The following is a 24,320-nucleotide window of genomic DNA, read 5'->3' on the forward strand; positions in this document are numbered from 1 at the left end:
TGATGCGGCCCGTTCGGTGCGCGCCTCTCACCCTTCGCCGGATCCCACCGCAGGTGGGTCCCTCTGAACGTGGAGCTCTCTGTCATGAAGAAGATGTCCCGTGCCGCCCTCGTCGGTGCCGCCGCCGTCTCCTCCGTCGTCCTCGTCTCCGCCCCCGCCTTCGCGCACGTGAGCGTGCAGCCGGAGGGCGCCGCCGCCAAGGGCGGTTACGCGGTGATCGACTTCAAGGTCCCCAACGAGCGGGACGACGCGGCCACGACCAAGCTCGAGGTCAGCTTCCCGACCGACCACCCACTCGCCTCCGTGATGCCGGAGCCGGTGCCGGGCTGGAAGGTCGAGGTCACCAAGTCCAAGCTCGACAAGCCGCTGGAGATGCACGGCGAGAAGCTCACCGAGGCCGTCTCCAAGGTGACCTGGACCGCGACCGGTTCCGGCGCCGACAAGGGCGTACGGCCCGGCTACTTCCAGAAGTTCCCGGTGTCCGTCGGCCAGCTGCCGACCGACGCCGACCAGCTCGTGTTCAAGGCGCTCCAGACGTATGACGACAAGGAGGTCGTGCGCTGGATCGAGCCGCAGCAGAAGGGCCAGGAGGAGCCGGAGAACCCGGCGCCCACCCTCACCCTGTCGGCGGCGGCCGACGATGAGCACGGCGCCTCCGGCGCCGCCGCGTCCGACGACCACGAGAAGGCGGCGACCGCCTCCTCCTCCGACACGTCGTCCGACAGCGACACCACCGCCCGCGTGCTCGGCATCGTCGGCATCGTCGTCGGCGTCGCCGGTGTGGCGTTCGGCGTCCTGGCGGGCCGTCGGCGTACCAACGGCTGAGCCACCCAGGGCGGGTGCCGGGGTCGCGGTGGGCGGCCCCGGCATCCGCCGGCCCCCTCACAACCGGGAAATACTTGTATGCGCACCACCATGAAGATGAGCAAGAAGACCCTGATCGCCGCCGCCGGCCTGCTGTCGGCGGGCGCCCTCGCGCTGACCGCGTGCGGCAGCGGCGACGGCGGCGACAAGCCGGTCACCGAGGTCTCCGCCGAAGCGGGTTCGGATCGGCCCGCGACCGTCCTCGACAAGCCGTTCGAGAAGCCGGACCTGGTCCTCACCGACACCCACGGCAAGAAGTTCGACCTGCGCGAGGAGACCAGGGGCAGGCCGACGCTGGTCTACTTCGGCTACACGCACTGCCCCGACGTCTGCCCGCTGACGATGAGCAACCTCGCCGTCGCCAAGAAGTCGCTGCCCAAGGCGGAGCAGAAGAAGCTCCGGGTCGTCTTCGTCACCACCGACCCGGACCGGGACACCCCGGCCGTGCTCGGCAAGTGGCTCAAGGCGCAGGACCCCGACTTCATCGGCCTGACCGGCGACTTCGCCACCATCCAGGGCGGCGCCCGCACGCTCGGCATCTCCATCGAGCCGACGCAGAAGGACAAGAACGGCAAGCTCGTGTCGATGCACGGCACGCAGGTCATCGCGTTCTCGCCGAAGACCGACGCCGGGTACGTCCTGTACGGCGAGGACGCCACCGCCGACGACTACACCAAGGACCTGCCCCGGCTGGTCCGAGGAGCGAAGCCGTGAGGCGCGCGCCGCTGGCCCTCGGCGCCGCGGTCCTCGCGTCCGGGCTCGCGCTCGCCGGCTGCGGCGGCCCGTCCGCCGGGAAGCCCGACGTGAAGGTCACGGACGCGTTCATCCCCGCGCCCGCCTCGGGCGACATGGCGGCCGGCTTCTTCATCGTCCACAACAGCGGCGCCGCCGACACCCTCACCTCGGTGAGCAGCACCGTCGCCGGTGACGTGACCATGCACAGCACCAAGAACGGCGTCATGCGCGAGCAGGAGTCCTTCGCCGTACCCGCCGACGGCGACCTCGACTTCGAACGCGGCGGCAACCATCTGATGTTCGAAAACCTCAAGCAGAAGCCGAAGGAAGGCGACAGGGTGACGGTGCGGCTCCACTTCGCCGGGTCCGGGACCGTCGAGGTCGCGTTCCCGGTGAAGGCCGCCACCTACAACCCGTCCACCTCGTCGTCCTCGTCGTTTTCGTCGTCGCACGCGTCTCATTCGTCTCAGTGAGGGGCTGACCCGTACGTGAAGACCATCGCTCCGCGCTTCCGGCACCTGGTGCTGCTGTTCCTCGCCGTCACCGGCGCGCTCCTGGCCGGCGCCGCGCCCGCGTCCGCGCACGCCGCGCTGACCGGGAGCGACCCCGGGCAGGGAGCGGTGGTCCAGCAGGCGCCGCAGCAGGTGTCCCTGACCTTCTCCGAGGAAGTCGCCATGTCCGGCGGCTCGGTGCGCGTGCTCGATCCGTCGGGCAAGCGCGTCGACAACGGCAAGGTCGGCCATCCGAAGGGCACCACCTACACGGTGGGCCTGCACGCGGGCCTGCCCGACGGCACGTTCACCGTCGCCTACCAGGTCGTCTCGGCCGACAGCCATCCCGTCTCCGGCGCCTACACGTTCTCCATCGGCGCCCCCTCCAAGACCTCCGCCGTGGTCGCCGACCAGAACGCGGGCGGGGGCGTCGTCGGCACCCTGTACGGCGCCGGGCGCTACGTCTCGTACGCGGGCTTCGTGCTGCTCGTCGGCGGCGCCGCGTTCGTGCTCGCCTGCTGGCCGCGCGGCGCCGCGGTCAAGCCGGTGCAGCGGGTCGTGGTCGGCGGCTGGACCGCGCTCACCGCGGCCACCATCGCCCTGCTCCTGATGCGCGGCTCGTACACCGGGTCCGGCAAGGTCTCCGACATCTTCGACATGTCGCTGCTCGGCCAGGTCCTCCAGACCAAGTCGGGCGCCGCGCTCACCTCACGGCTGCTGCTGCTCGCGGCGGCCGCGCTCTTCATCGCGGTGCTGTTCGGCGCCTATGTGAAGCGCGCCGAGGAGGGCGACAAGAAGGAGATCAAGGACCTCACCTTCGGGCTCGCCGTCGGCGGCGCGGTCGTCGCCGCCGGTCTCGGCGCCACCTGGGCCATGGCGGAACACGCCTCCACCGGCATCCAGACGGGGCTCGCGATGCCCGTAGACGTCCTGCACCTGCTGGCCGTCGCCGCCTGGCTGGGCGGGCTGACCACACTGCTCGTCGCCCTGTACCGGGCGCCGTCCATCGGGACGACGGCGGTGCGCCGCTTCTCCCGGGTGGCCTTCGGCAGCGTCGTCGTGCTCGCCGCCACCGGTCTGTATCAGTCGTGGCGGCAGCTCGGTTCGTGGTCGGCGCTGACCGGAACCACGTACGGACGGCTGCTCCTGATCAAGGTCGGGCTGGTCGCCGTGCTCGTCGGCATCGCCTGGATCTCCCGCCGGTGGACCGGCCGGATCACCGCGTCGGCGGGGACCGTGGCGGAGCAGCGGACGGCGGGCGGCACCTCGGTGACGCAGGCGACGACGCCGGGGATGACGGCTGAGACTGCGGCCGGGACGGCGGTTGGGGAGTCGGCCGCCGAAGTCTCGGCCGAGGCCGAATCGGCCGAGAAGGCCGAGAAGGCCGAGAAGGCCGAGAAGAAGGAGCCGGTCGCCGTCGCCGCGGGGGGCCGGAGCGACAACCCCCGGCGCGCCGCCCAGCTCGCCCGGCAGCGCGCCGCGATGACCACCGCGCGCGAGAAGCGTGTCCGCGACGCCGACCCGCACCGCTTCGGCCTGCGCCGCTCGGTCCTCGCCGAGGCGGCCGTCGCGGTCGTGCTGCTCGCCGTCACCACGGTGCTGACCTCCACCGAGCCCGGCCGCACCGAGGAGGAGGTCAAGTCCGCCTCCTCGGCCGCCCAGGCCCAGGCGGGACCGCTGTCCCTGAAGGTGCCGTTCGACACCGGCGGCACGGACGGCAAGGGCACGGTGCTGCTCGACATCGATCCCGGCCGCACCGGCGACAATGAGATGCACGTCTACGTACAGCGCCCCAACGGCAAGGGCTTCGACGTCCCCGAGGTGAAGGTCGCCCTCACCCTGAAGGCGAAGAACATCGGGCCGCTCAGTGTCACGCCCGCCCGCATCGCCACGGGACACTGGAGCGCGAGCGGGGTGCAGATCCCGGTCGCCGGCGACTGGAAGATCGAGGTGACCGTGCGCACCTCGGACATCGATCAGGTCACTGTCTCCAAGAACGCGAAGATCGGCTGAACCACCATGGCGGACACCGAAAGCCGTACCGAAGCCCCCGTGTCGGCGCCGCCGCCCGGCATCACCCGGCGCCGGCTGATCGGCACGGCGGGCGCGACCGGCGTGGCCCTGGGCGCCGTCGGCGCGGGCGCGGGCTACGCCGCGGCGTCCTCGGACTCCGCCGGGCAGCCGACGGCGCTGACGTCGCTCGGCTCCGACGCGGTGATGTTTCACGGGAAACATCAGCCCGGCATCACCACGCCGATGCAGGCCCGGGGCCATCTCGTCGCCTTCGACCTGGCGGCCGGCGCGGGCCGCAAGGAGGCCACCGCGCTGCTGCGCCGCTGGTCGGCGACGGCCGAGCGGCTCATGGCGGGGGAGCCGGCGACGTCCGGCGACACCGATGTCGCGCGGGACGCGGGGCCGTCGTCCCTCAGCGTCACCTTCGGATTCGGGCACAGCTTCTTCTCCCGTACGGGGCTGGAGAAGCAGCGGCCGGGCGCCCTGGACCCGCTGCCCGACTTCTTCTCCGACCACCTCGACAAGGCGCGCAGCAACGGCGACCTGTGGGTGCAGATCGGCGCGGACGACGGGCTCGTCGCCTTCCACGCGCTGCGCGCGCTCCAGAAGGACGCGGGCGGCGCGGCCCGGGTCCGCTGGCAGATGAACGGCTTCAACCGCTCGCCCGGCGCCACCGCCCGGCCCATGACGACCCGCAACCTGATGGGCCAGATCGACGGCACCGACAACCCGAAGACCTCCGACGCCGACTTCGACCGGCGGATCTTCGTCCCGTCGTCGGGCTCGGCGCAGTCGCCCGCCTGGATGGCGAACGGCTCGTACGCGGTCGTCCGGCGGATCCGGATGCTCCTCGACGACTGGGAGCAGCTGTCGGTGCCGGCCCAGGAGTCCGTCATCGGGCGGAAGAAGGCGACGGGCGCCCCGCTGACCGGCGGCACCGAGAGCACGGAGATGAAGCTCGACGAGACGGGCGCCGACGGCGACCTGGTCGTCCCGCTCAACGCCCACGCCCGCATCACCCGCCCCGACCAGAACGGCGGGGCCGCGATGCTGCGCCGCCCGTTCTCCTTCCACGACGGCATCGACGCGGACGGGGCCCCCGACGCGGGGCTGCTCTTCATCTGCTGGCAGGCGGATCCGCTGCGCGGCTTCGTCCCCGTGCAGCGCAAGCTCGACCGGGGCGACGCCCTGTCGCGCTTCATCCGCCACGAGGCGAGCGGACTGTTCGCGGTGCCGGGCGGGGCGGACAAGGGCGGGTACGTGGGGCAGGCGTTGCTGGAGGGGTGACGGGGGTGGGGCCTCTGTTCGGCGCCCGGTGGAGGGGGTCCGTGCGTGGACGCCGGTGGATGGGGGGGCCGTGCGTGGACGCCGGTGGATGGGGGGGCCGTGCGTGGCCGCCGGAGGATGGGGGGCCGTGCGTGGCCGCCGGAGGATGAGGGGTCGTGCGTGGCCGCCGGCGGATGAGGGGTCCGTGCGTGGACGCCGGTGGGCCGTGGCCGGTGACGCGTCCGGGAGCCGGGGCGGGGCGGGCCCATTAGGGTGACCCCATGCCAGCCAGCTACGCGTATCTCGGCCCCGAGGGCACCTTCACCGAAGTCGCCCTGCGCACCCTGCCGGAGGCGGCCACCCGGGAGCTCATGCCGGTGGTGTCGGTGCCGGCCGCGCTGGACGCGGTCCGCTCCGGCGAGGCCGAGGCCGCGTTCGTGCCGATCGAGAACTCCGTCGAGGGCGGCATCACCACCACGCTGGACGAGCTGGTCGCGGGCGCACCGCTGATGATCTACCGCGAGGTGCTGCTCGACATCACTTTCGCGCTGCTGGTGCGGCCCGGCACCAAGCTCGGCGACATCAAGACGGTCACCGCGCACCCGGCCGCACAGCCGCAGGTCCGCAACTGGATGCGGGCCCACCTGCCGGACGTGGTCTGGGAGTCCTCGGCGTCGAACGCGGACGGGGCCCGGCTCGTGCGGGAGGGCCGCTTCGACGCCGCGTTCGCCGGTGCCTTCGCGGCGTCCACGTACGGGCTCGAACCGCTGGTCACCGAGATCCACGACGCGGAGAACGCGCAGACCCGGTTCGTGCTGGTGGGCCGCCCGGCCCGGCCCGCGGCGCCGACCGGCGCCGACAAGACCTCGGTCGTCATCTGGCAGCGCGAGGACCACCCCGGCGCGCTGATGGAGCTGCTCCAGGAGTTCGCCCTCCGCGGGGTCAACCTGATGCTGTTGCAGTCCCGGCCGACGGGCAAGGGCATCGGCGACTACTGCTTCGCGATCGACGCCGAGGGGCACATCTCCGACCGCCGGGTCGCCGAGGCGCTGATGGGGCTGAGGCGGTCGTGCCCGCAGATCCGCTTCCTCGGCTCGTACCCGCGGGCCGGGGTCGCCGCGGCCGAGGTGCGGGAGCCGCGTCCGGGGACGTCGGACGGCGAGTTCGTGGCGGCGTCGGACTGGCTGGCGCGCTGCCAGGACGGCCGCGGCTAGCCCCGGTCCCCGACCGCCGCCGGATCCGGGTTCTCCACCGCCGGGTCCGGCTCATTTCTGCTCTCGCACCCGGTCCTACCTGCCGATTTTCTTCGTCCACAAAAGTTATCCACAGGTGACCTTCTCGACCTGGGGACAAGTCGACAGGAAGGTGCCGCATGGTCGACAAATCGCCCTACAGCCCCCAAGATCGTCCACAACCCCGCACGTCACCCCTCGTCCACTCTTTTCCCTTGATCAACTCTTTGGAGTGAAGCATTTCCACCCGAAAGTGAGCATGGAGCAGGTTTGGGTAGGGAATCTTTCGCGCTGCATGCGGCTTTCGGAACGATCACTTCCGTCGTCCACAGTTCTTTCTCACAGCCTGTGGATAACTCGCCGGGGCTGTGCATTCCTGTGGACAACGAGAAGCCAAGTCCCGTCCCGCACAAGGGAGTCGGGTCAAGCCGCACAGGCCGCCATGCCTCTTTCCGGGGAAAGTGGCCGATTTTATTGACGTGCGGCAGCGCGCCGTGCGGCGGCCTTTTCCGGCGCACCTCCGCCCGTAATTCACATTCCGGCAAATAGGGCATAAACCAACGCATCGGATATCGGGTCGTGGGCCGGAACCGCGCACCGGTAGCCTGGAGGGGTGATTGACCTTCGCCTGCTCCGTGAGGACCCCGACCGTGTTCGCGCCTCCCAGCGCGCCCGTGGAGAGGACGTCGCGCTCGTCGACTCCGTCCTGTCCGCCGACGAGCGGCGCAGGTCGTCCGGGCTCCGCTTCGACGAACTCCGCTCCGAGCAGAAGTCGCTCGGCAAGCTGATCCCCAAGGCCTCCCCCGAGGAGCGCCAGGAGCTGCTGAAGAGGACGGGCGAGCTGTCCGCCGCCGTGAAGGCGGCCGAGGCCGCTCAGCGCGAGGCGGAGGAGGAGTCGCAGCGACTCGCCCTCCAGCTGGGGAACATCGTGCACCCCGACGTCCCGCGCGGCGGCGAGGAGGACTTCGTCGTCCTGGAGACGCACGGCACGATCCGCGACTTCGGCGCCGAGGGCTTCGAGCCCAAGGACCACCTGGAGCTCGGCGAGGCGCTCGGCGCCATCGACGTCGAGCGCGGCGCGAAGGTCTCGGGCTCGCGCTTCTACTACCTCACCGGTGTCGGCGCCCTGCTGGAACTGGCGCTGGTCAACGCCGCGATCGCGCAGGCCACCGAGGCCGGCTTCACGCCGATGCTGACGCCCGCCCTGGTGCGCCCGCGCGCCATGGAGGGCACCGGCTTCCTCGGCCAGGCCGCGGAGAACGTGTACCACCTGGAGAAGGACGACTACTACCTGGTCGGCACCTCCGAGGTCCCGCTCGCCGCGTACCACATGGACGAGATCGTCGAGGCGAACCAGCTGCCGCTGCGCTACGCCGGCTTCTCGCCCTGCTTCCGCCGCGAGGCGGGCACGTACGGCAAGGACACCCGCGGCATCTTCCGCGTGCACCAGTTCGACAAGGTCGAGATGTTCTCCTACGTCCACCCCGACGACGCGGAGAGCGAGCACCAGCGTCTCCTGGAGTGGGAGAAGCAGTGGCTGACCGCCCTGGAGCTGCCGTTCCAGGTGATCGACGTCGCCACCGGTGACCTCGGCTCCTCGGCGTCGCGCAAGTTCGACTGCGAGGCGTGGATCCCGACCCAGGGCAAGTACCGCGAGCTGACCTCGGCCTCGAACTGCGACGGCTTCCAGGCGCGCCGCCTGTCCATCCGGATGCGCGACGGCAAGAAGGTGCAGCCGCTGTCCACGCTGAACGGCACGCTGTGCGCCGTCCCGCGCACCATCGTGGCGATCCTCGAGAACCACCAGCAGGCCGACGGCTCGGTGCGCGTCCCGGAGGTCCTCCGGCCGTACCTCGGGGGACGCGCCACCCTGGACCCCAAGTAAGCGCAGGCCCCGACGGGCCGCGGCACCCGCGGCGGCCCGCACCTGCACCCCTGCACAGCCTGGAGCCGAACGCCAAGTGAGCCATCCCGCTCCCCCCGCCACCGCTTTCCCGTACAAGCTCGTCGCGACGGACCTCGACGGGACGCTGCTGCGCCCCGACGAGACCGTCTCCGAACGCACGCGTGAGGCACTCGTCGCGGCCGCCGCGGCGGGCGCCGCGCACATCGTCGTGACCGGCAGGGCGGTGCCCTGGACCCGGCACATCCTCGACGACCTCGGCTACGAGGGCCTCGCGGTGTGCGGGCAGGGCGCGCAGGTGTACCACGCGGGGGAGCGCCGGCTGCTGACGTCCGTGACGCTCGACCGGCAGCTGGCCGGGCTCGCGCTCTCCAAGATCGAGGCCGAGCTCGGCCCGCTGGCGCTCGCCGCCAGCCGGGACGGGCTCGACGGCGAGGTCATCGTCGGCCCCGGCTACCAGGTGGGCGAGGGGGACCTGCCGGCCGTCCCGTTCACCGACGTCTCCGAGCTGTGGGCGGCGCCGCTGAACAAGGTGTACGTGCAGCATCCGGGCCTCACCGACGACCAGCTCGCCGAGGTCGCGCGCGCGACGGCCGGGGACCTGGTGGGCGTCACGATGGCGGGCGAGGGCATCGTGGAGCTGCTCCCGCTGGGTCTGTCCAAGGCCACGGGGCTGTCGCTGGCGGCCCGCCGCCTGGGTGTGAAGGCCGTGGACACCATCGCGTTCGGCGACATGCCCAACGACATTCCGATGTTCGGCTGGGCCGCCCACGGCGTGGCGATGGCCAACGCGCACAGCCAGCTCAAGGCCGTCGCCGACGAGGTGACGACGTCCAACGCGCAGGACGGCATCGCGGTGGTCCTGGAGCGGTTGCTGGGAGCCTGACCCCCGCGTCGCGGGCCGGGCCCGTCCCCCGGGGTGGGCGGCCCACGTGCCGCCGAGGGCACGTGCTCGAAGCGGCCGCCCCGGGCAGCGCCCCCGGGGCGGGGCTCCACGGAGTGCAGTGACTACTCCGGAGCTCGCCTCGGGCTGCCCTGTCGGAAGCCCGACGGACCGGTGACGGTCATCGCCGTGCTCCTCTCCCCGTGGAAGGACGCCGGTGGCGGAGGAACGGCACCGGCATGGTGGCTCCACCACTGTCCCGCCCCGCCGGGCCCACCGCCACCGAATTGATTCCGGGCGATCACCGGCGGCGCCACCGTCTGCGCCGCGCCTTGCTGAAGAACCATCCCGCCGGCGGTTCGTCGGACCGCCAGGGCTCCGGCTCGGGGGCCTGTCGGCTCCAGCGGGCCGTCAGCATGCGGGCGCGGGCGGACGGCTCGGCCGTCTCCGCGTCGCGGATGAAGTCGGCGTCCAGGACCACGTCGTCCCAGGTGTCGCGGCCCTCGGTCATGGCGGTCCTCCTCGGGTGTCGGCTCCGGGACTGAGTGGCGGGACGCAGTGTCAGGACAGGTGTCGGGGCGGGTCGTCGGGGCGGGGTGTCGGGGCGGGGTGTCGGGGCGGGGTGTCGGGGCGGGGTGTCGGGGCGGGGCGGGGTGTCGGGACAGGTGGGTGCATATCGGGCGGTGCGCCCTCCCACCAGTGTGCCGATGGGAGGGTGAGGGCGGCGTGAGGACGGCGCCGGGGCCGGACGGGCCGGGTCTGCTCCTTCCTCCCCGGGTTCCCGCCCGGGTTCCTCCCCGCGCCTACTCCTCCCCCGCCAGCGTCAGCGAGCGCAGCTTCTGGCCCGCGTACCAGGTCGCCAGGCCGGTCACGGCCACCAGCAGCACCGTGGCGAGCGGCAGCCCGACGTCCGAGGTGACGAGGTCGCCGCCGGTCACCTTGTGGGCCACGGCGAGGGACCACTGCTGGACGCTGAGCGTGCGCGCCCCGGACACCAGCGAGCCGAACAGCGCCTCCCAGACGAGGGCGTACACGAGGCCGAAGACGACCGCGTGCCGGGTGACCGTGCCGAGCAGCAGGAAGATCGCGGCATACGCGATCGAGGCCACGAGGGCGGCGATCGTGTAGGCGACGGCGATCTGCTGCCCGTTCCCGTTCAGGATCAGGCCCGCGACGAGGGTCGGGACGGCCGAGAACACCATGGTCACGGCGATGGCGACGATCAGCTTGGTGAAGATGATCGTGGGCCGCTTGACCGGCTTGGCCAGCAGATAGACGACCGATCCGTCGTCGATCTCGGGGCCGATCGCGCCGGTGCCCGCGATGACACCGATCAGCGGCACCATCGTGGCGAGCGCGAACCCGCCGAGCACGTCGGCGGCCGTCTGGTCGTCGGCTCCGGTGAGCCCGCGGACCAGCCCGGAGATCACGATGAGCAGCAGGGGCAGCGCGAAGAGGATGAGGGCCCGGCGGCGGCCGAGCAGAGCCCGGTAGGTGAGCCGGGCGACAGTGGGGTCGTACATCAGGGCCTCCTGTGCCGTGACTAGGCCGCGACCAGATAAGAGAAGACGGACTCGAGGGACTCGTCGGACGGCGAGACGGTGAGCAGGCGGATGCCGTGCTCCCGGGCGACCCGCGGCAGCAGCGCCGTGAACCGGCCGAAGTCGACGGCCTGGATCCGCAGCGCACCCTCCTTCAGGTCGACTTCGATGCCGGCCGTCGAGGGGTCCGCGATCAGCGCGGCGGCCAGGGCCCGGTCGTCGCTGGAGCGGATCAGATAGCGGTGCGGCCGGTCGGTCATCAGGCGGCGGATCTTGCGGAAGTCACCGCTGGCCGCGTGCCGTCCGGCGACGATCACCTCGATGTGGGAGGCCAGCTGCTCGACCTCTTCGAGGATGTGCGAGGAGAACAGCACGGTGCGGCCCTCGCCGCCCATGCGGCGCAGCAGGTCCATGAGCTGCATGCGCTGGCGCGGGTCCATCCCGTTGAACGGCTCGTCCAGGAGCAGCACCGACGGGTCGTGGACGAGCGCGGAGGCCATCTTCACGCGCTGCCGCATGCCCTTGGAATACGTCGAGATCTTGCGGTCCTGCGCGTACTCCATCTCGACCGTGGCGAGCGCCCGCTGCGCCTCCTTCTTGCCGAGGCCGTGCAACTCGGCGTTGGCCACGACGAATTCGACGCCCGTGAGGAAGTCGTACATGCCTTCGCGCTCGGGGACGATGCCGATGTGGCGGTAGATCTGCTCGTTGCGCCAGATCGGCTGTCCGTCGAGGGTGACCGTGCCGTTCGACGGGGCGAGGAACCCGCCCATCATGTTGATCAGCGTGGACTTTCCCGCGCCGTTGGGCCCGAGGAGGCCGGTGACGCCGGGGCCGATGGTCATCGTCACGTCGTTGACGGCGACGACATTGCCGAACCACCGGGAGACGTGGTCGATTTCGATGGCGGTCACAGTCCGACCTTCCGGTAGCGGCGCATCAGCAGGCCGTAGGAGCCGGCGACGAGGGCGAGGACGACGAGCAGGTAGACCACGCCCTGGCCGGCGGAGGGGCCGTGCTCCCCGGGGAAGGCGGACGTGGCGCCCAGGAAGGCGGTCTGCACGCCGTCGATGAGGGTGATCGGGGAGAAGAGGCCGAGCCAGGACACCGCGCTGCCGTTGTCCTGGCTGTCGGCGATGGCCTGGACGGTGGAGACCGCTCCGTAGGAGATGGTCAGGGCGGCGATGACCGCGGCGATGCCGAAGCCGCGGCGCGGTGTGACGGCGGAGACGACGAGGCCGATCCCGGCGAAGAGCAGCGACAGCAGCAGCACGGACACCAGTCCCTGGCCGAATCCCTTGGTCTGGTCGGTGAAGTCGAGCTTGGCGAGCAGCGCGCCCACGTAGAGCACGATCAGCGGCGCCGCCGTGAGGATGAACAGGGCCGACGCCATGGCCGCGTACTTCGCCGCCACGTAGTCGACGCGCTCGATGGGGCGCGAGAAGTACAGCGGCACCGTCTTGAAGCGCAGGTCGCGCGAGACGGCCTGGGGCGCCTGCGAGGCGACGTACAGGCCGATGACCGCCTGGAGGACGATCGCGTAGCGCGTGTAGTCGAGCGGGAGGTCCTTTGCCTTGGTGGCGACAGCGACCGCGACCATGATCAGTGCGGGGAGGCACATCACGACGAAGAGCAGCATCGGCAGCACCTTCGACTTGGCCGAGCGGCCCAGTCCGTACGCGCCGCGCAGGCTCTGCGAGAAGAGCGAGCGGCGGGCGTACGCGCGGCCCAGGCGCGGGCCGTCGTAGTGGCGGTAGCCGATGTTGTGGATCTGGGTGCTCAAGGGCTCAACGCTCATCGCGCGCGCCTCCCGTCTGCTGTGCGGCGGCGGTGGCGGCCCAGGCCGCGGCCCGCTCGGTGGCCGGCCCGTCGGCGGCGGGCTCCTCGGTGGTCGGCCGGAAGACCTCCGCGATGTGGTGCCGGCGCTGCTCCATGCGGACGAGCCCCAGGCCGAGGTCGGCGACGACGTCGCGCACGATGTCGTAGGTCTCGTCCCCCTGCGCGGTGATGAGCACCGTGTGGCCCGCGCCGGGCAGTTCCCCGCCGGAGGTGGTCTCGATGCCGCGCCGGGCGAAGGCCTCGCGCAACGCGCCGGTCCCGTCCGGGTGTTCGTCGCTGTCGGTGACCTCGATCGCGAGGGTCGCCGTGGACTGGGTGAAGTCGGTGGTGGAGCTGGAGCGCAGCAGCGTGCCGCCGTCGATGACGACGACGTGGTCGCAGGTGCGCTCCAGCTCGCCCAGCAGGTGCGAGGTGACGAGCACCGAGATGCCGAAGTCGCTGTGCACCCGGCGGATCAGGTCGAGCATGTCGTCGCGGCCAACGGGGTCCAGGCCGTTCGTCGGCTCGTCCAGGAAGACCAACTGCGGGTCGTGGACGAGGGCCTGGGCCAGCTTCACGCGCTGCTTCATCCCGGTCGAGTAGCCGCCGATGGGGCGGTAGCGCTCCTCGTACAGGCCGACGTGGCGCAGTGTGTCGGCCGTGCGCTCGCGCGCCGCGGTGGGGGGCAGGCCGGACATGCGCGCCATGTGGACGACGAACTCGGTGGCCGAGACGTCGGGTGGCAGGCAGTCGTGCTCCGGCATGTACCCGACCCGCTCGCGGATCTCGGCGCCCTTGGTCGCGACGTCGAGCCCGAGCACCTCGGCACGGCCCTCCGTCGCCGGGGACAGACCCAGCAGGATCTTGATCATGGTGGACTTGCCGGCGCCATTGGCTCCCACGAGCCCGGTCACTCCGGGCCCGATGTCCATGGTCAGCCGGTCAAGCGCGGTCACCCGGGGGAACCGCTTGCTCAGGCTTTCGGTCGCGATCACAGTCACGTCTTCGAAGGTAGTGGCGCACGCCACACCACGCGTCAGACCAGGGTGTCGACCTCGTATGAGACCTGAGTATTACGGGTCCGTAGGGGTCATCCCCGAGTAGCCCGTCCTCGCGGGGAGGGTCACCCGTGCCGGGTGCGGCGCCGTCCACAACCGGGAGGTTCTCCACAGACTTGCGCAGGCCCCTTGACGTCGCCGCCAGCCATTGTCACATTCATCAGTGTCAAGTTACGAGCGCGTACGGCGACGGCCCCGGCGACCGGGTCCGGGCGGCCGTGACACGGACGGACGGTGGCATGACCTCAGCAGTGGTACGTGAACTCTCCGCGGAGCTGCGGGGGTTCCGGGAGGTGCAGACGCTCGCGTACGAGTGCGCGGAGGCCGTCGCGGCGCAGCTGAAGCCCGGGGTGACCGAGCGCGAGGCGGCGCGGATGCAGCGGGAGTGGCTGCGCGAGCGCGGCGTGCGGGACTGGTTCCATCTGCCCTTCGCCTGGTTCGGGGACCGCACGGCGTTCGTGAACTTCCGGATACCGCTCCAGTTCTTCCCCACGAACCGCAGGCTGGAGCCGGGGATGCCGTTCATCCTCGACATGGCCCCGGTCTTCAAGGGCTACACCGCGGACATCGGCTATTCGGGCTGCCTCGGGCTCGATCCTGTGCACGACAAGCTGCTCGCGGACCTGGAGGCGCACCGCGAGCTGCTGCTGCGCGAGGTGCGCGAGCGGCGCCCGCTGCGCGAGATCTACGAGAGCGTCGACCGGCTGATGGTCCGGCAGGGGTATGCGAACCGGCACCGGGCCTACCCGTTCGGGGTGATCGCCCACAAGGTCGACCGGGTCGCGGAGCGCCGGTTCAACCCGACGCTCTTCGGCTTCGGCACGCAGTCGCTGAAGGGCCTGGCGAGCGACGCACTGCACGGGCACCGGGACGGCTGGTCACCGCTGTGGTCGCCGTACCGCTTCTCCGACCATCCGCCCCGGCCCGGCCTGTGGGCGGTGGAACCCCACCTCGGATTCCGGGGCACGGGCGCGAAGTTCGAGGAGATCCTCGTGGTCACGGACTCCGCGGACCCCGAGGAGAGCGCCTTCTGGCTCGACGACGATCTGCCGCACGTGCGGCGCTGGGCGGAGGACATCTGATGGCGGACCTGACGACGATCCACGGGGCGCGCGAGCGCCGGGTGCACACGGGCGGCGTCGAGCTGTGCGTGGTGGAGCTGGGTGACGCGGCACGGCCGACCGTCGTCCTCGTGCACGGCTACCCCGACTCCAAGGAGGTCTGGTCGGAGGTCGCCACCCGCCTCGCGGACCGCTTCCACGTGGTGCTCTACGACATCCGCGGCCACGGGCGCTCCACCGCGCCCAAGCCGCTGCGCGGCGGCTTCACCCTGGAGAAGCTGACCGACGACTTCGTGGCGGTCATCGACGCGGTGAGCCCCGACCGGCCGGTCCACGTGGTGGGGCACGACTGGGGCTCGGTGCAGTCGTGGGAGTTCGTCACGGTACGCCGCACCGAGGGCCGGATCGCGTCCTTCACCTCGATGTCGGGGCCGTCCCTCGACCACTTCGGGCACTGGATCAAGCAGCGCGTGAAGCGGCCCACACCGCGCAGGGTGGGCCAGTTGCTCGGGCAGGGCGCCAAGTCCTGGTACGTGTACATGCTGCACACGCCCGTCCTGCCGGAGCTGGCCTGGCGCGGGCCGCTCGGCAAGCGCTGGCCGAAGATCCTGGAGCGCGTGGAGCGGATCCCGGCCGGCGACTACCCGACGGCGTCGCTGCCCTCGGACGCCGCGCACGGCGCCTGGCTCTACCGGGACAACGTCCGGGCGCGGCTCTCCCACCCGCGCGAGGACGCGTACGCGCACGCGCCCGTGCAGCTCATCACGCCGCTCGGCGACGCCTTCCTGTCGCCGAAGCTGTACGACCGGCTGGAGGTGTGGGCGCCGCGGCTGACGCGCCGCACGCTGCCGGCCAAGCACTGGGTGCCGCGCACCCGTCCCGACCAGCTCACCGCGTGGATCGGCGAGTTCGTCACCGCGACCGAGGAGCAGGAGGACGGGGTGCCCGTGCAGCGCAGGACGGCCGACGGCAAGTACGCGGAGCGGTTCGGCGGCCAGCTGGTGCTCGTCACCGGGGCGGGCAGCGGCATCGGGCGGGCCACCGCGTTCGCGTTCGCCGAGGCCGGCGCGCGGCTGATCGCCGTCGACCGGGACGCCGAGAGCGCCGCGCGCACGGCCGAGATGGCGCGGCTCGTCGGTGCCCCCGAGGCCTGGGCGGAGACCGTCGACGTCGCGGACGAGCAGGCGATGGAGAAGCTCGCCGAGAAGGTCGCCGCCGAGTACGGGGTGGTCGACGTCCTGGTGAACAACGCGGGGATCGGCCTGTCGGGCTCCTTCTTCGACACCACCCCCGAGGACTGGAAGAAGGTCCTCGACGTGAATCTGTGGGGGGTCATCCACGGCTGCCGGCTGTTCGGCAAGCAGATGGCGGAGCGCGCTCAGGGCGGCCACATCGTGAACACCGCGTCCGCGGCCGCGTACCAGCCGTCGAAGGCCCTGCCCGCCTACTCGACCTCCAAGGCGGCGGTCCTGATGCTCAGCGAGTGCCTGCGCGCGGAGCTGGCCGGGCAGGGCATCGGCGTCTCCGCGATCTGTCCGGGCCTGGTGAACACGAACATCACGTCGACAGCCCGGTTCGTCGGCGCCGACCGTGCCGAGGAGGAGCGCCGGCAGAAGAAGTCGTCCCGCCTGTACGGTCTGCGCAACTACCCGCCGGAGAAGGTGGCCGACGCGATCCTCGCCGCCGTCGTGCACGACAAGGCGGTCGTCCCGGTCACCCCGGAGGCCCGCAGCGCCCATCTCATGTCGCGCTTCACCCCCAGGGCCCTGCGGGCCGTCGCCCGGCTGGAGCCCCCGCTGTGAGCGCGGCGGCGGAGCACCGGGACCGCCCGCAGGACCCCGCCCACCCGGAGCGCCCGGAGGGTCCCGAGGGTCCCGGCGGTCCGGAGCAGCACGCGATCGCCCCGCGGCGGGTCTCCTTCGACTGGGAGTCGACGCCCCTGCACTGGATACCGGGCGAGCCGACCGCCACCCACGTCATCAACGTGCTGCATCTGTTGCTGCCCGCGGGCGAGCGCTGGTTCGTGAAGGTCTTCAAGGAGGGGCTGCCCCTGGTCCAGGACCCCGCGCTGCTGCGCGACGTGAAGGGGTTCATGGGCCAGGAGGCGACCCACAGCGTCCAGCACACCCACGTGCTGGAGCACTTGGCGGCCCAGAAGCTGGAGACGGCCGACTACACCCGGTACGTCGACTTCCTCTTCGAGCGGCTGCTCGGCGAGCGGCCACCCCTGGGGATGCCGATACCGGAGCGGGAATGGCTGCGCCACCGGCTGGCGGTCGTCGCGGCGATCGAGCAGTTCACGGCGGTCCTGGGCGACTGGGTGCTGCGCGCCGACGCGCTCGACCGCGCGCACTGCGACCCGGTCATGCTGGACCTGCTGCGCTGGCACGGCGCGGAGGAGGTCGAGCACCGCGCGGTCGCCTTCGACATGTACCAGCACTGCGGCGGCGCGGGCCTGCCGCGCTACGCCCGCCGGGTCGCCGGCATGGCCGTCACCGCTCCGGTGATGCTCTACCTGTGGGCCTGGGGCGCCGCCTACCTGATCCGCCACGACCCGCAGCTCGCCGGCCGGCTTCGCTACTCCCTGGCGGAGCACAATCGGGCGGTGCGCAAGGGGCTGCTGCCGTCCTGGCGCGACCTGGGTGGGGCCATACCCCGTTATCTGCGCCGGTCGTACCATCCCTCGCAGGAGGGTTCGCTGCGCAGGGCCGTCGCGTATCTGGCCGTCTCACCGGCGGCCAGGGCCGCGGCCGGGGCGATCGGACGTTCGGCGATCGCGTGAGCGGACCGGGACCTTCCGCCGAATGACCGGTACGACCGAGGGACGTGGGCTGTGACGGAGCGAGCGGGGCAGCCGGCCGCCGAGTACCGGATCGAGGACCTGGCCCACCACAGCGGCGCCACGGTCCGGACGATCCGCGCCTATCAGGACCGCGGGCTGCTGCCGCGTCCCGAGCGCCGCGGCCGGGCCAACGTGTACACGGACACGCATCTGGCCCGGCTGCGCCAGATCGCCGACCTCCTCGACCGGGGCTTCACACTGGCGTCCATCAAGGAACTCCTGGAGGCCTGGGACGCGGGGCGCGGCCTCGGCGGTGTCCTCGGCCTGGTCGCCGAGGTCGACAAGCCGTGGACGGACGAGCGGGCGGGCCGTATCACCCGGGCCGAGCTCGACGAGCGGTTCGGCGGCGACCCCGACGAGGCCGCCGTGCGGGACGCGATCGACCTGGGAGTGCTGGAGCGGGTCCCGGACACGGACGACGAGTTCCTGGTCCCGAGCCCGCAAGAGCTGGCCGTCGCGGTGGAGTTGTATGCGGCCGGTGTTCCGCTGTCGGCGATCTCCAGCCATCTGCGGGAGTTGAGGGGTCAGGTCGAGCACATAGCGGCCCGTTTCCTGGAGTTCACGACCGAGCATGTCTTCGCGCGCTATCTCGGCCCGCAGCCGCCGACCGACGCGGAAGCGGCCGAAGCGGCGTCGCTGGTCCGTCGGCTGCGTCCGCTCGCCCAGCAGTCCGTCGATGCCGAACTGGCGCGGGCCATGCGCCTGTTCGCGACCCGCCATCTGCACCGGCACCTGTCGGCGGGCCCGGTGCACCCGCCGAGCGACGAACCGCAGGCCGTCGCGGTACCGGCCGAGACAATGCGGGCCGTGAGCGCGCTGGTTGGCGCCGAGAACGTGTCGGCGTTCGTCGCGGCCGCCGCCCAACGGGAAGTACAAGCACGTACATTGGACGCATTGACCGCAAGTCACGACAAATGACACCTTGTTGGTCAAGTGCACCATAACCGGCGCCACTTGTCCACAGAATCGCCAAATACCCTGTGGATAACTGGACTTGCTTGTGGATCAAACATGCGAGCCCGAAATCGGGAGGAATTTTCACCGGCCGTCCGGCACCCTGACACCATGCCGGAGCCCCTGGATGAACAACGCACCGTGAAGGTGTCGAAGTACCTCTCCACACACCTGCGCCATCAGCCCGAGCGGCTCGGGCTCACCCCCGACGAGGCCGGCTGGGTGGAGATCGGCGACCTGCTCGCCGCCACCGCCGCGCACCGGTTCCCGATCACCCGCACCGAGCTCGACCACGTCGTCGCCACGAACGACAAACGGCGCTTCACCATCGACGGCACCCGGATCCGCGCCAACCAGGGCCACACCATCGACGTCGACCTGGGCCTCGCCCCGGCCGAACCGCCCGCGTACCTCTACCACGGCACCGTCGCCCGCTTCCTCGACGCGATCCGCGCCGAGGGCCTGCGCCCCATGGACCGGCACGACGTACACCTGTCGGCGGACCGCGGCACGGCCACCCGCGTCGGCGCCCGGCGCGGCCGCCCGGTCGTGCTCCCGGTCGACGCGGGCGCGATGCACCGCGACGGCCACGTCTTCCGCGTGAGCGCCAACGGCGTCTGGCTCACCGCCGCCGTTCCCCCGCGCTACCTGCGCTTCTCCTGACGTTCCCGCGGAACGACGGGACCCGTTGCGGCATCATCAACAGGTATGGACCACCTGTTTCCCCCGCTGCCCACCACCGAGACGGCCGTCGACGCGCTGCGCGAGATAGCCCGCGAGTTCAACCTGGAGATCGAGGTCACGCACGACATCGGTGCCGACCAGACCTCCCGCCGCAGCCACGCCGGCCTGGGCGTCACCACCGACCCCGACGGCTCCCTGCCCCACGAGGCCTACGTGGAACTGGGCGGCACCCCCCGCATCGACGTGCGGCTCTTCCCCGAGGACGACGCGCTGATCAAGGTCGAGGGCGTCGAGTTCCACGACATCCCGCGCGAGGAGGTACCGGCGTTCCTGCGCGCCTGCTACACCGACCGCGCCCACGTCCGGGGCCGCCGCTTCCCGCCCGGCTACCGCCTCGTCGTCTCCCTCCCCGGAGACCGCACGTACAAGGAACACCTGCCGTCGATCGGCCTCACCCGCTGGATGAGCGCGCGCGTGCGCTGAGCCGACCGGGCCGGAACCGGAACCGGAACCGGAACCGGCCAGGGCCGGGGCCTGAACCGGGTCCGGGCCCGATCCGCCGCACCATGCGTCGCCAGGGACGAGCTGACGTTCGATCAACTGCCGCTGCAACAGCGCGTGTTGCCAGTGGCGGTATCGCGACGATTGCGGCAAACGCCTTCGCCTGCGGGCGTGCTTCGGGCATGATCCGATGGGACATGCCCGTCGCCGGTACGTCCGCGGGCCGGAGCCGTACGCCGGAGCACCGCACCGGAGCCATGCACCGGAGCCGTGGGGCGGGACGAGGCGGCGCCCGTACGAACCTGGGGGTACACGTGGTGGCGCTGGATGGCCCGAGCCTGGGCCGGATGCTGGAGGACGTCGCGGCCGGGAAGATCCAGTTGCCGGACTTCCAACGTCAGTGGAAGTGGGACGACGACCGGATCCGCGCCCTGCTGGCCACGGTGACGCTCGACTACCCACTGGGCGTGGCCATGACCCTGGACACGGGCGGCGAGGCGCAGTTCAGGGCCCGCCCGCTGTACGGAACCGTGGTGGCGCCCGGCACCGTGCCCGAGCAGCTCCTGCTCGACGGGCAGCAGCGGCTGACCTCGCTGTTCCAGGCGCTGCGCTCGGACCGGCCGGTGGAGACGAGCGACGCGCGCAACAAGCCCACCCAGCGGTGGTACTACATCGACATCGCGCTGGCCGTGGACGAGAAGGCCGACCGGGACGAGGCGATCCGATCCGTCCCCGCGGACCGGCTGCTGCGCGGCGCCTTCGGACGGACGCACCTCGATCTGACCAGCAGGGAAGCCGAGTGCCGGGCCGGTTTCTTCCCTCTCAACCTGGTGTTCGACGCCGATGCCACCGGCAGGTGGCAGCGCACCTACGTCAGCGCGTCCGAGGACCGCTGGGACATCTGGTCCGCGTTCCAGGCGCGGGTCATCGACACGGTCAAGGGCTTCAAGGTGCCGCTGATCCGGCTGCCGAGAGAGACCCAGAAGGACGCCGTCTGCTCGGTCTTCGAGCGGGTCAACACCGGCGGCGTGGTCCTGAACGTGTTCGAACTGCTCACCGCGACCTACGCCGGGGACGATCGATACAGCCGGGAGCACGGCCGGGACTTCAGCCTCAGCGAGGACTGGCGGTCGGCCAAGCAGATGCTCAGCAGCAGCTGCCCCGTCCTCGGCTCCATCGACGCCGACAGCCGGCACGAGACCGGGCTGACCAGCCTGGACTTCCTCCAGACGATCGCCCTCGTGCAGACCTGGGAACGCAAGCAGCAGTTCCTGGCGGCCAATCCGGGCTCGGCCAACCCGCCCGCGGTCAGCTGCAAGCGCCGCGACCTGCTGCACCTGCCGCTGGACGACTACTGCGCGCTCGCGCCCAAGGTCACGAGCGCCTTCGCCTGGGTCGGCAAGTTCCTCGCCTCGCAGCACGTCTTCAAGGAGCGGGACCTGCCGTACGGCTCGCAGCTCGTACCGCTCGCCGCCATCGCCACCCTCCTGGGCCGCGAGAACTGCGAGGACCCGGCCATCAGGGACGGCCTGGCCCGCTGGTACTGGTGCGGTGTGCTGGGCGAACTGTACGGAGGCGTCACCGACACCCGGTTCGTCCGCGACGTGGACCAGGTCGTCGCCTGGCTGAGGGACGGCGGCCCGGAGCCGGACACCATCGCCGAGGCGTCCTTCCAGGAACAGCGCCTGCACCGGCTGACCTCGCGCAACAGCGCCGCCTACAAGGGCATCTACGCGCTGCTGATGAAGGAGGGCGCGGCGGACTGGCTCCACCCGGACGAGACCATCAGCGAGCAGAACCTGATCGGCTGGAACGTCGACATCCGGCAGGTCTTCCCCAAGGCGTGGTTCGAACGGCAGGGAGCGGACGGCGCCCGGATGACCAGCATCGTCAACAAGACCGCCCTCTCGTCCGAGACGCACCAGAGCGTCGGCGGCAACGCCCCCTCCGTCTACCTCGTCGCCCTGGAGAGGGCGGCAGCCATCAGCGGCGACTGGCTCGACGACATGATCGAGACCCACCACATCAGCCCGAAGGCCCTCCGCGACGACGACTTCGACTCGTTCTACCGGGACCGGGCCGGGCGCCTGCTGAGCCTCGTGGAGCGGGCGATGGGCAAGGCGACCGTACGAGAAGGCGCCGATGTCGATCTCGGGTGAACGCGACGTGGCGGGGCTCGCCGGTGCCACGCTGAGCCGCCGCCAGCTGCTCGCGCGCTGGGACATCCGCTTCCGCAACCACGCGGCGGTGTCCCGTATCGCGGTCGACCTGGGCAACGCCGGGCTGACCACGGTGCCCGACCTCTCCGTCGGGCCGCTCGACGGAGAGATCCGCGTGGTGCCGGTGTCCGACGGCGACACCGGCCACCCCGCACCGGAGCACACGATCGGCGAGGTCGCGGGACAGGACGCCGCGCCCCCGGAGCGCCCCACGGGCCCGGACGGCGCCCAGCACACGGAACAGGGCGGACGACGGGCCGAGGGCACCGAAGACACCCGAGCCACTGAAGGCACCAGAGCCACCGAAGGCACCGAAGGCACCCGAGCCACCACGGACACCAGAGACACCGCAGGCAACGGAGGCACCACAGACACCTCAGCCACCACACACCCCGACGAGTCGGCGGACGCCGCAACGCCGAGCGAGGACCCCGTCGGGCTCCTGCCGCAGACCGCGCTGAGGGTCGGCGCCTTCCGCTCGGCCCGCAGCGGCGTCATCTCCGTCACGCCCGACGACACCCTGCCCCGAGCCATGGGCATCATGGCCGAACGCGGCTTCTCCCAGCTGCCGGTCCTCGACGGCGTCGGCACCCTGACAGGCGTCGTCACCTGGGCCTCGATCGCCCATATGCACGCCACCGGCCGGGACGCCACGGTCCGGAACTCGCTCACCAGCGAGTACCACGCGGTCGAGTCGAACGCGTACCTCCTGCCCCTGGTCCCCATGATCCGGGCCTACGGATTCGTCCTGGTCCGCGACACCACGGGCTCGGTGACCGGCATCGTCACCGCGGCGGACCTCGCCGACCAGTTCGTGGTCATCGCCCGTCCGTTCTTCGTGCTCGGCGAGATCGAACGACGCCTGCGCCGCTGCCTCGGCCGGGCGTACGGCGAGGAGGACGTGCGCAAGGTGCACAAGGACCGCCGACGCCGGCAGGTGGACCAGCTGATGTTCGGCGAGTACATCCGCCTGCTCGACGACGAGGAACGCTGGCGGAAGCTCAACTGGCCCGGCGTGGATCGCGGCCACTTCGTCGGCCTGCTCCGCCGCGTGAAGGACGTCCGCAACGGCGTCATGCACTTCAACAGCGGATATCCGGACGACGAGGCCACCGTCCTGCTCGACCGGTTCGTGGGCATCCTCCGCAGCTACGACCCCGACGCCGCCCCATGACGCCGCAGCCCCCCGGCGCTCAGCGGAGCTGAGCGGGGGCCTCGACGGCGATCTTCTCGAAGACGCCCTGGTCGGCGGCGAAGTCCGAGTCGGGGATGGGCCAGTGGACGACCAGCTCGGTGATGCCCAGCGCCGCGTAGCGGCCGGCGAAGTCGACGAAGGCGTCGACGGACTCCAGCGGGCCCGTGCGGTCCGGGGTGAAGCCCGTGAGCAGGATCTTGTCGAGCTCGGCCGCGTCGCGGTCGATCGCGGAGCACGCGTCGGAGAGCCGGTCGAGCTGTCCGCCCACGGCCCGCACCGACTCCTCGGACGTGCCGGACTCGTACAGCTTCGGATCCCCGGTGGTCACCCACGCCTGCCCGTGCCGGGCCGCCAGCCGCATTCCGCGCGGACCGGTCGCGGCCACCGCGAACGGCAGCCGCGGCCGCTGGACGCAGCCGGGGATGTTGCGGGCCTCGACCGCCGTGTAGTGGTCGCCCGCCCACGAGACGGCGTCCTCGGTCAGCAGCCGGTCCAGCAGCGGCACGAACTCGCCGAAGCGGTCGGCCCGCTCACGCGCCGACCAGGGCTCCTGGCCGAGTGCCGTCGCGTCGAAGCCGGTGCCGCCCGCGCCGATCCCCAGGGTGATCCGGCCGCCGGAGACGTCGTCGAGGGAGATCAGCTCCTTCGCGAGCGTGACCGGGTGCCGGAAGTTCGGCGACGTGACGAGCGTGCCCAGCCGCAGCCGCTCGGTGACGGCCGCCGCGGCGGTCAGCGTGGGCAGCGCCCCGAACCACGGACCGTCCCGGAACGTGCGCCAGGACAGGTGATCGTAGGTGTACGCGGCATGGAACCCGAGTTCCTCGGCGGCCCGCCACTTCGCACGCCCTCCTTCGTGCCATCGGTCGACAGGGAGGATGACGGTGCTGAGACGGAGTTCCATACCGCCGAGCCTACGACGGCCCGCCCACGTCCCCGCGGTGGCCACCCACCGCGCGCCTCCGGCGCCCCGACGCCACCCCCGCACGCCACCGACACGCCTCCACCGCCGCTGCACCGCCACCTCCCCGCACCCCCACTTCCCCGCACCCCCAGACCCGCA

At 71.5% G+C, this 24,320-nt stretch carries 22 protein-coding genes; 16 read left to right on the forward strand and 6 right to left on the reverse strand.

Annotated elements, in window-relative coordinates; translation table 11 throughout:
* The first annotated feature begins 84 nt into the window (after positions 1-84).
* The 8 genes from ACIP5K_RS11585 to ACIP5K_RS11620 all read left to right on the forward strand — a co-directional run bounded on the left by ACIP5K_RS11585 (position 85) and on the right by ACIP5K_RS11620 (position 9,390).
* The gene (locus ACIP5K_RS11585) at positions 85-825 is read left to right on the forward strand and encodes a YcnI family protein (RefSeq protein ID WP_401407988.1); all 741 of its coding nucleotides are present in this window, start codon (positions 85-87) and stop codon (positions 823-825) included.
* 96 nt (positions 826-921) lie between these two features.
* The gene (locus ACIP5K_RS11590; RefSeq protein WP_401408975.1) at positions 922-1,578 is read left to right on the forward strand and encodes an SCO family protein; all 657 of its coding nucleotides are present in this window, start codon (positions 922-924) and stop codon (positions 1,576-1,578) included.
* The gene (locus ACIP5K_RS11595) at positions 1,575-2,072 is read left to right on the forward strand and encodes a copper chaperone PCu(A)C (RefSeq protein WP_401407990.1); all 498 of its coding nucleotides are present in this window, start codon (positions 1,575-1,577) and stop codon (positions 2,070-2,072) included. Before ACIP5K_RS11590 ends, ACIP5K_RS11595 begins: the two co-directional genes overlap by 4 nt.
* 15 nt (positions 2,073-2,087) lie before the next feature.
* On the forward strand, positions 2,088-4,103 hold the full coding sequence (locus tag ACIP5K_RS11600; protein WP_401407992.1) for a copper resistance CopC/CopD family protein: 2,016 nt from the start codon (positions 2,088-2,090) through the stop codon (positions 4,101-4,103).
* Between the two features lie 6 nt (positions 4,104-4,109).
* Entirely contained in the window at positions 4,110-5,390 is a 1,281-nt protein-coding gene (gene efeB, locus ACIP5K_RS11605; protein WP_401407994.1) for an iron uptake transporter deferrochelatase/peroxidase subunit, read from the forward strand.
* 260 nt (positions 5,391-5,650) lie between these two features.
* Positions 5,651-6,583 (forward strand): prephenate dehydratase, encoded by a 933-nt coding sequence (pheA, locus tag ACIP5K_RS11610; RefSeq protein ID WP_401407996.1) that lies wholly within the window; start codon positions 5,651-5,653, stop codon positions 6,581-6,583.
* Between the two features lie 631 nt (positions 6,584-7,214).
* A complete protein-coding gene (gene serS, locus ACIP5K_RS11615; protein ID WP_401407998.1) occupies positions 7,215-8,486 on the forward strand; it encodes a serine--tRNA ligase in 1,272 nt (423 codons plus the stop codon).
* A 76-nt stretch (positions 8,487-8,562) separates the two neighbouring features.
* Positions 8,563-9,390, forward strand: coding sequence for an HAD family hydrolase (locus tag ACIP5K_RS11620; RefSeq protein WP_401408000.1), 828 nt, complete (start codon positions 8,563-8,565; stop codon positions 9,388-9,390).
* Between the two features lie 298 nt (positions 9,391-9,688).
* On the opposite strand, the gene ACIP5K_RS11625 is transcribed toward ACIP5K_RS11620, so the two are convergent.
* The 5 genes from ACIP5K_RS11625 to ACIP5K_RS11645 form a co-directional block, all read right to left on the reverse strand.
* The gene (locus tag ACIP5K_RS11625) at positions 9,689-9,898 is read right to left on the reverse strand and encodes a hypothetical protein (RefSeq protein WP_401408002.1); all 210 of its coding nucleotides are present in this window, start codon (positions 9,896-9,898) and stop codon (positions 9,689-9,691) included.
* A 292-nt stretch (positions 9,899-10,190) separates the two neighbouring features.
* Positions 10,191-10,910, reverse strand: coding sequence for an ABC transporter permease subunit (locus ACIP5K_RS11630; RefSeq protein WP_401408004.1), 720 nt, complete (start codon positions 10,908-10,910; stop codon positions 10,191-10,193).
* A gap of 20 nt (positions 10,911-10,930) precedes the next feature.
* The gene (locus tag ACIP5K_RS11635; RefSeq protein ID WP_401408006.1) at positions 10,931-11,842 is read right to left on the reverse strand and encodes an ABC transporter ATP-binding protein; all 912 of its coding nucleotides are present in this window, start codon (positions 11,840-11,842) and stop codon (positions 10,931-10,933) included.
* On the reverse strand, positions 11,839-12,726 hold the full coding sequence (locus ACIP5K_RS11640; RefSeq protein WP_401408008.1) for an ABC transporter permease subunit: 888 nt from the start codon (positions 12,724-12,726) through the stop codon (positions 11,839-11,841). Before ACIP5K_RS11640 ends, ACIP5K_RS11635 begins: the two co-directional genes overlap by 4 nt.
* Positions 12,716-13,747, reverse strand: a complete 1,032-nt coding sequence (locus ACIP5K_RS11645; RefSeq protein ID WP_401408010.1) for an ABC transporter ATP-binding protein — start codon at positions 13,745-13,747, stop codon at positions 12,716-12,718. Before ACIP5K_RS11645 ends, ACIP5K_RS11640 begins: the two co-directional genes overlap by 11 nt.
* 296 nt (positions 13,748-14,043) lie before the next feature.
* On the opposite strand from ACIP5K_RS11645, the gene ACIP5K_RS11650 reads away from it, so the two are divergent.
* The 8 genes from ACIP5K_RS11650 (at position 14,044) to ACIP5K_RS11685 (ending at position 23,239) form a co-directional block, all read left to right on the forward strand.
* Positions 14,044-14,886: a M24 family metallopeptidase gene (locus ACIP5K_RS11650; protein WP_401408012.1), complete on the forward strand. Its 843-nt coding sequence runs from the start codon at positions 14,044-14,046 to the stop codon at positions 14,884-14,886.
* A complete protein-coding gene (locus ACIP5K_RS11655; protein WP_401408014.1) occupies positions 14,886-16,667 on the forward strand; it encodes an SDR family oxidoreductase in 1,782 nt (593 codons plus the stop codon). The genes ACIP5K_RS11650 and ACIP5K_RS11655 overlap by 1 nt, the downstream gene beginning before the upstream one ends.
* A 95-nt stretch (positions 16,668-16,762) precedes the next feature.
* Positions 16,763-17,647 (forward strand): metal-dependent hydrolase, encoded by an 885-nt coding sequence (locus tag ACIP5K_RS11660; protein WP_401408977.1) that lies wholly within the window; start codon positions 16,763-16,765, stop codon positions 17,645-17,647.
* 51 nt (positions 17,648-17,698) lie between these two features.
* On the forward strand, positions 17,699-18,625 hold the full coding sequence (locus tag ACIP5K_RS11665) for a MerR family transcriptional regulator (RefSeq protein WP_401408016.1): 927 nt from the start codon (positions 17,699-17,701) through the stop codon (positions 18,623-18,625).
* A 147-nt stretch (positions 18,626-18,772) separates the two neighbouring features.
* Positions 18,773-19,324 (forward strand): RNA 2'-phosphotransferase, encoded by a 552-nt coding sequence (locus ACIP5K_RS11670; protein ID WP_401408018.1) that lies wholly within the window; start codon positions 18,773-18,775, stop codon positions 19,322-19,324.
* A 45-nt stretch (positions 19,325-19,369) separates the two neighbouring features.
* A complete protein-coding gene (locus ACIP5K_RS11675) occupies positions 19,370-19,828 on the forward strand; it encodes a hypothetical protein (RefSeq protein ID WP_401408020.1) in 459 nt (152 codons plus the stop codon).
* 365 nt (positions 19,829-20,193) lie between these two features.
* Positions 20,194-22,005: a DUF262 domain-containing protein gene (locus ACIP5K_RS11680; protein ID WP_401408022.1), complete on the forward strand. Its 1,812-nt coding sequence runs from the start codon at positions 20,194-20,196 to the stop codon at positions 22,003-22,005.
* Entirely contained in the window at positions 21,989-23,239 is a 1,251-nt protein-coding gene (locus tag ACIP5K_RS11685) for a CBS domain-containing protein (protein ID WP_401408024.1), read from the forward strand. Before ACIP5K_RS11680 ends, ACIP5K_RS11685 begins: the two co-directional genes overlap by 17 nt.
* 19 nt (positions 23,240-23,258) lie before the next feature.
* On the opposite strand, the gene ACIP5K_RS11690 is transcribed toward ACIP5K_RS11685, so the two are convergent.
* Entirely contained in the window at positions 23,259-24,161 is a 903-nt protein-coding gene (locus ACIP5K_RS11690) for an LLM class flavin-dependent oxidoreductase (RefSeq protein ID WP_401408026.1), read from the reverse strand.
* Between the last annotated feature and the right edge of the window lie 159 nt (positions 24,162-24,320).

This window comes from Streptomyces sp. NPDC088785 (assembly GCF_044750685.1).
Lineage (GTDB): Bacteria > Actinomycetota > Actinomycetes > Streptomycetales > Streptomycetaceae > Streptomyces.

Excerpts from the sequence above, each read along its gene's own strand:
- ACIP5K_RS11585 (WP_401407988.1), top strand. The coding sequence starts at position 85 with ATGAAGAAGATGTCCCGTGCCGCCCTCGTCGGTGCCGCCGCCGTCTCC.
- ACIP5K_RS11590 (WP_401408975.1), top strand. The coding sequence starts at position 922 with ATGAGCAAGAAGACCCTGATCGCCGCCGCCGGCCTGCTGTCGGCGGGC.
- efeB (WP_401407994.1), top strand. The coding sequence starts at position 4,110 with ATGGCGGACACCGAAAGCCGTACCGAAGCCCCCGTGTCGGCGCCGCCG.
- pheA (WP_401407996.1), top strand. The coding sequence starts at position 5,651 with ATGCCAGCCAGCTACGCGTATCTCGGCCCCGAGGGCACCTTCACCGAA.
- ACIP5K_RS11625 (WP_401408002.1), bottom strand. The coding sequence starts at position 9,898 with ATGACCGAGGGCCGCGACACCTGGGACGACGTGGTCCTGGACGCCGAC.
- ACIP5K_RS11630 (WP_401408004.1), bottom strand. The coding sequence starts at position 10,910 with ATGTACGACCCCACTGTCGCCCGGCTCACCTACCGGGCTCTGCTCGGC.
- ACIP5K_RS11640 (WP_401408008.1), bottom strand. The coding sequence starts at position 12,726 with ATGAGCGTTGAGCCCTTGAGCACCCAGATCCACAACATCGGCTACCGC.
- ACIP5K_RS11650 (WP_401408012.1), top strand. The coding sequence starts at position 14,044 with ATGACCTCAGCAGTGGTACGTGAACTCTCCGCGGAGCTGCGGGGGTTC.
- ACIP5K_RS11655 (WP_401408014.1), top strand. The coding sequence starts at position 14,886 with ATGGCGGACCTGACGACGATCCACGGGGCGCGCGAGCGCCGGGTGCAC.
- ACIP5K_RS11670 (WP_401408018.1), top strand. The coding sequence starts at position 18,773 with ATGCCGGAGCCCCTGGATGAACAACGCACCGTGAAGGTGTCGAAGTAC.
- ACIP5K_RS11675 (WP_401408020.1), top strand. The coding sequence starts at position 19,370 with ATGGACCACCTGTTTCCCCCGCTGCCCACCACCGAGACGGCCGTCGAC.
- ACIP5K_RS11680 (WP_401408022.1), top strand. The coding sequence starts at position 20,194 with ATGCTGGAGGACGTCGCGGCCGGGAAGATCCAGTTGCCGGACTTCCAA.
- ACIP5K_RS11685 (WP_401408024.1), top strand. The coding sequence starts at position 21,989 with ATGTCGATCTCGGGTGAACGCGACGTGGCGGGGCTCGCCGGTGCCACG.
- ACIP5K_RS11690 (WP_401408026.1), bottom strand. The coding sequence starts at position 24,161 with ATGGAACTCCGTCTCAGCACCGTCATCCTCCCTGTCGACCGATGGCAC.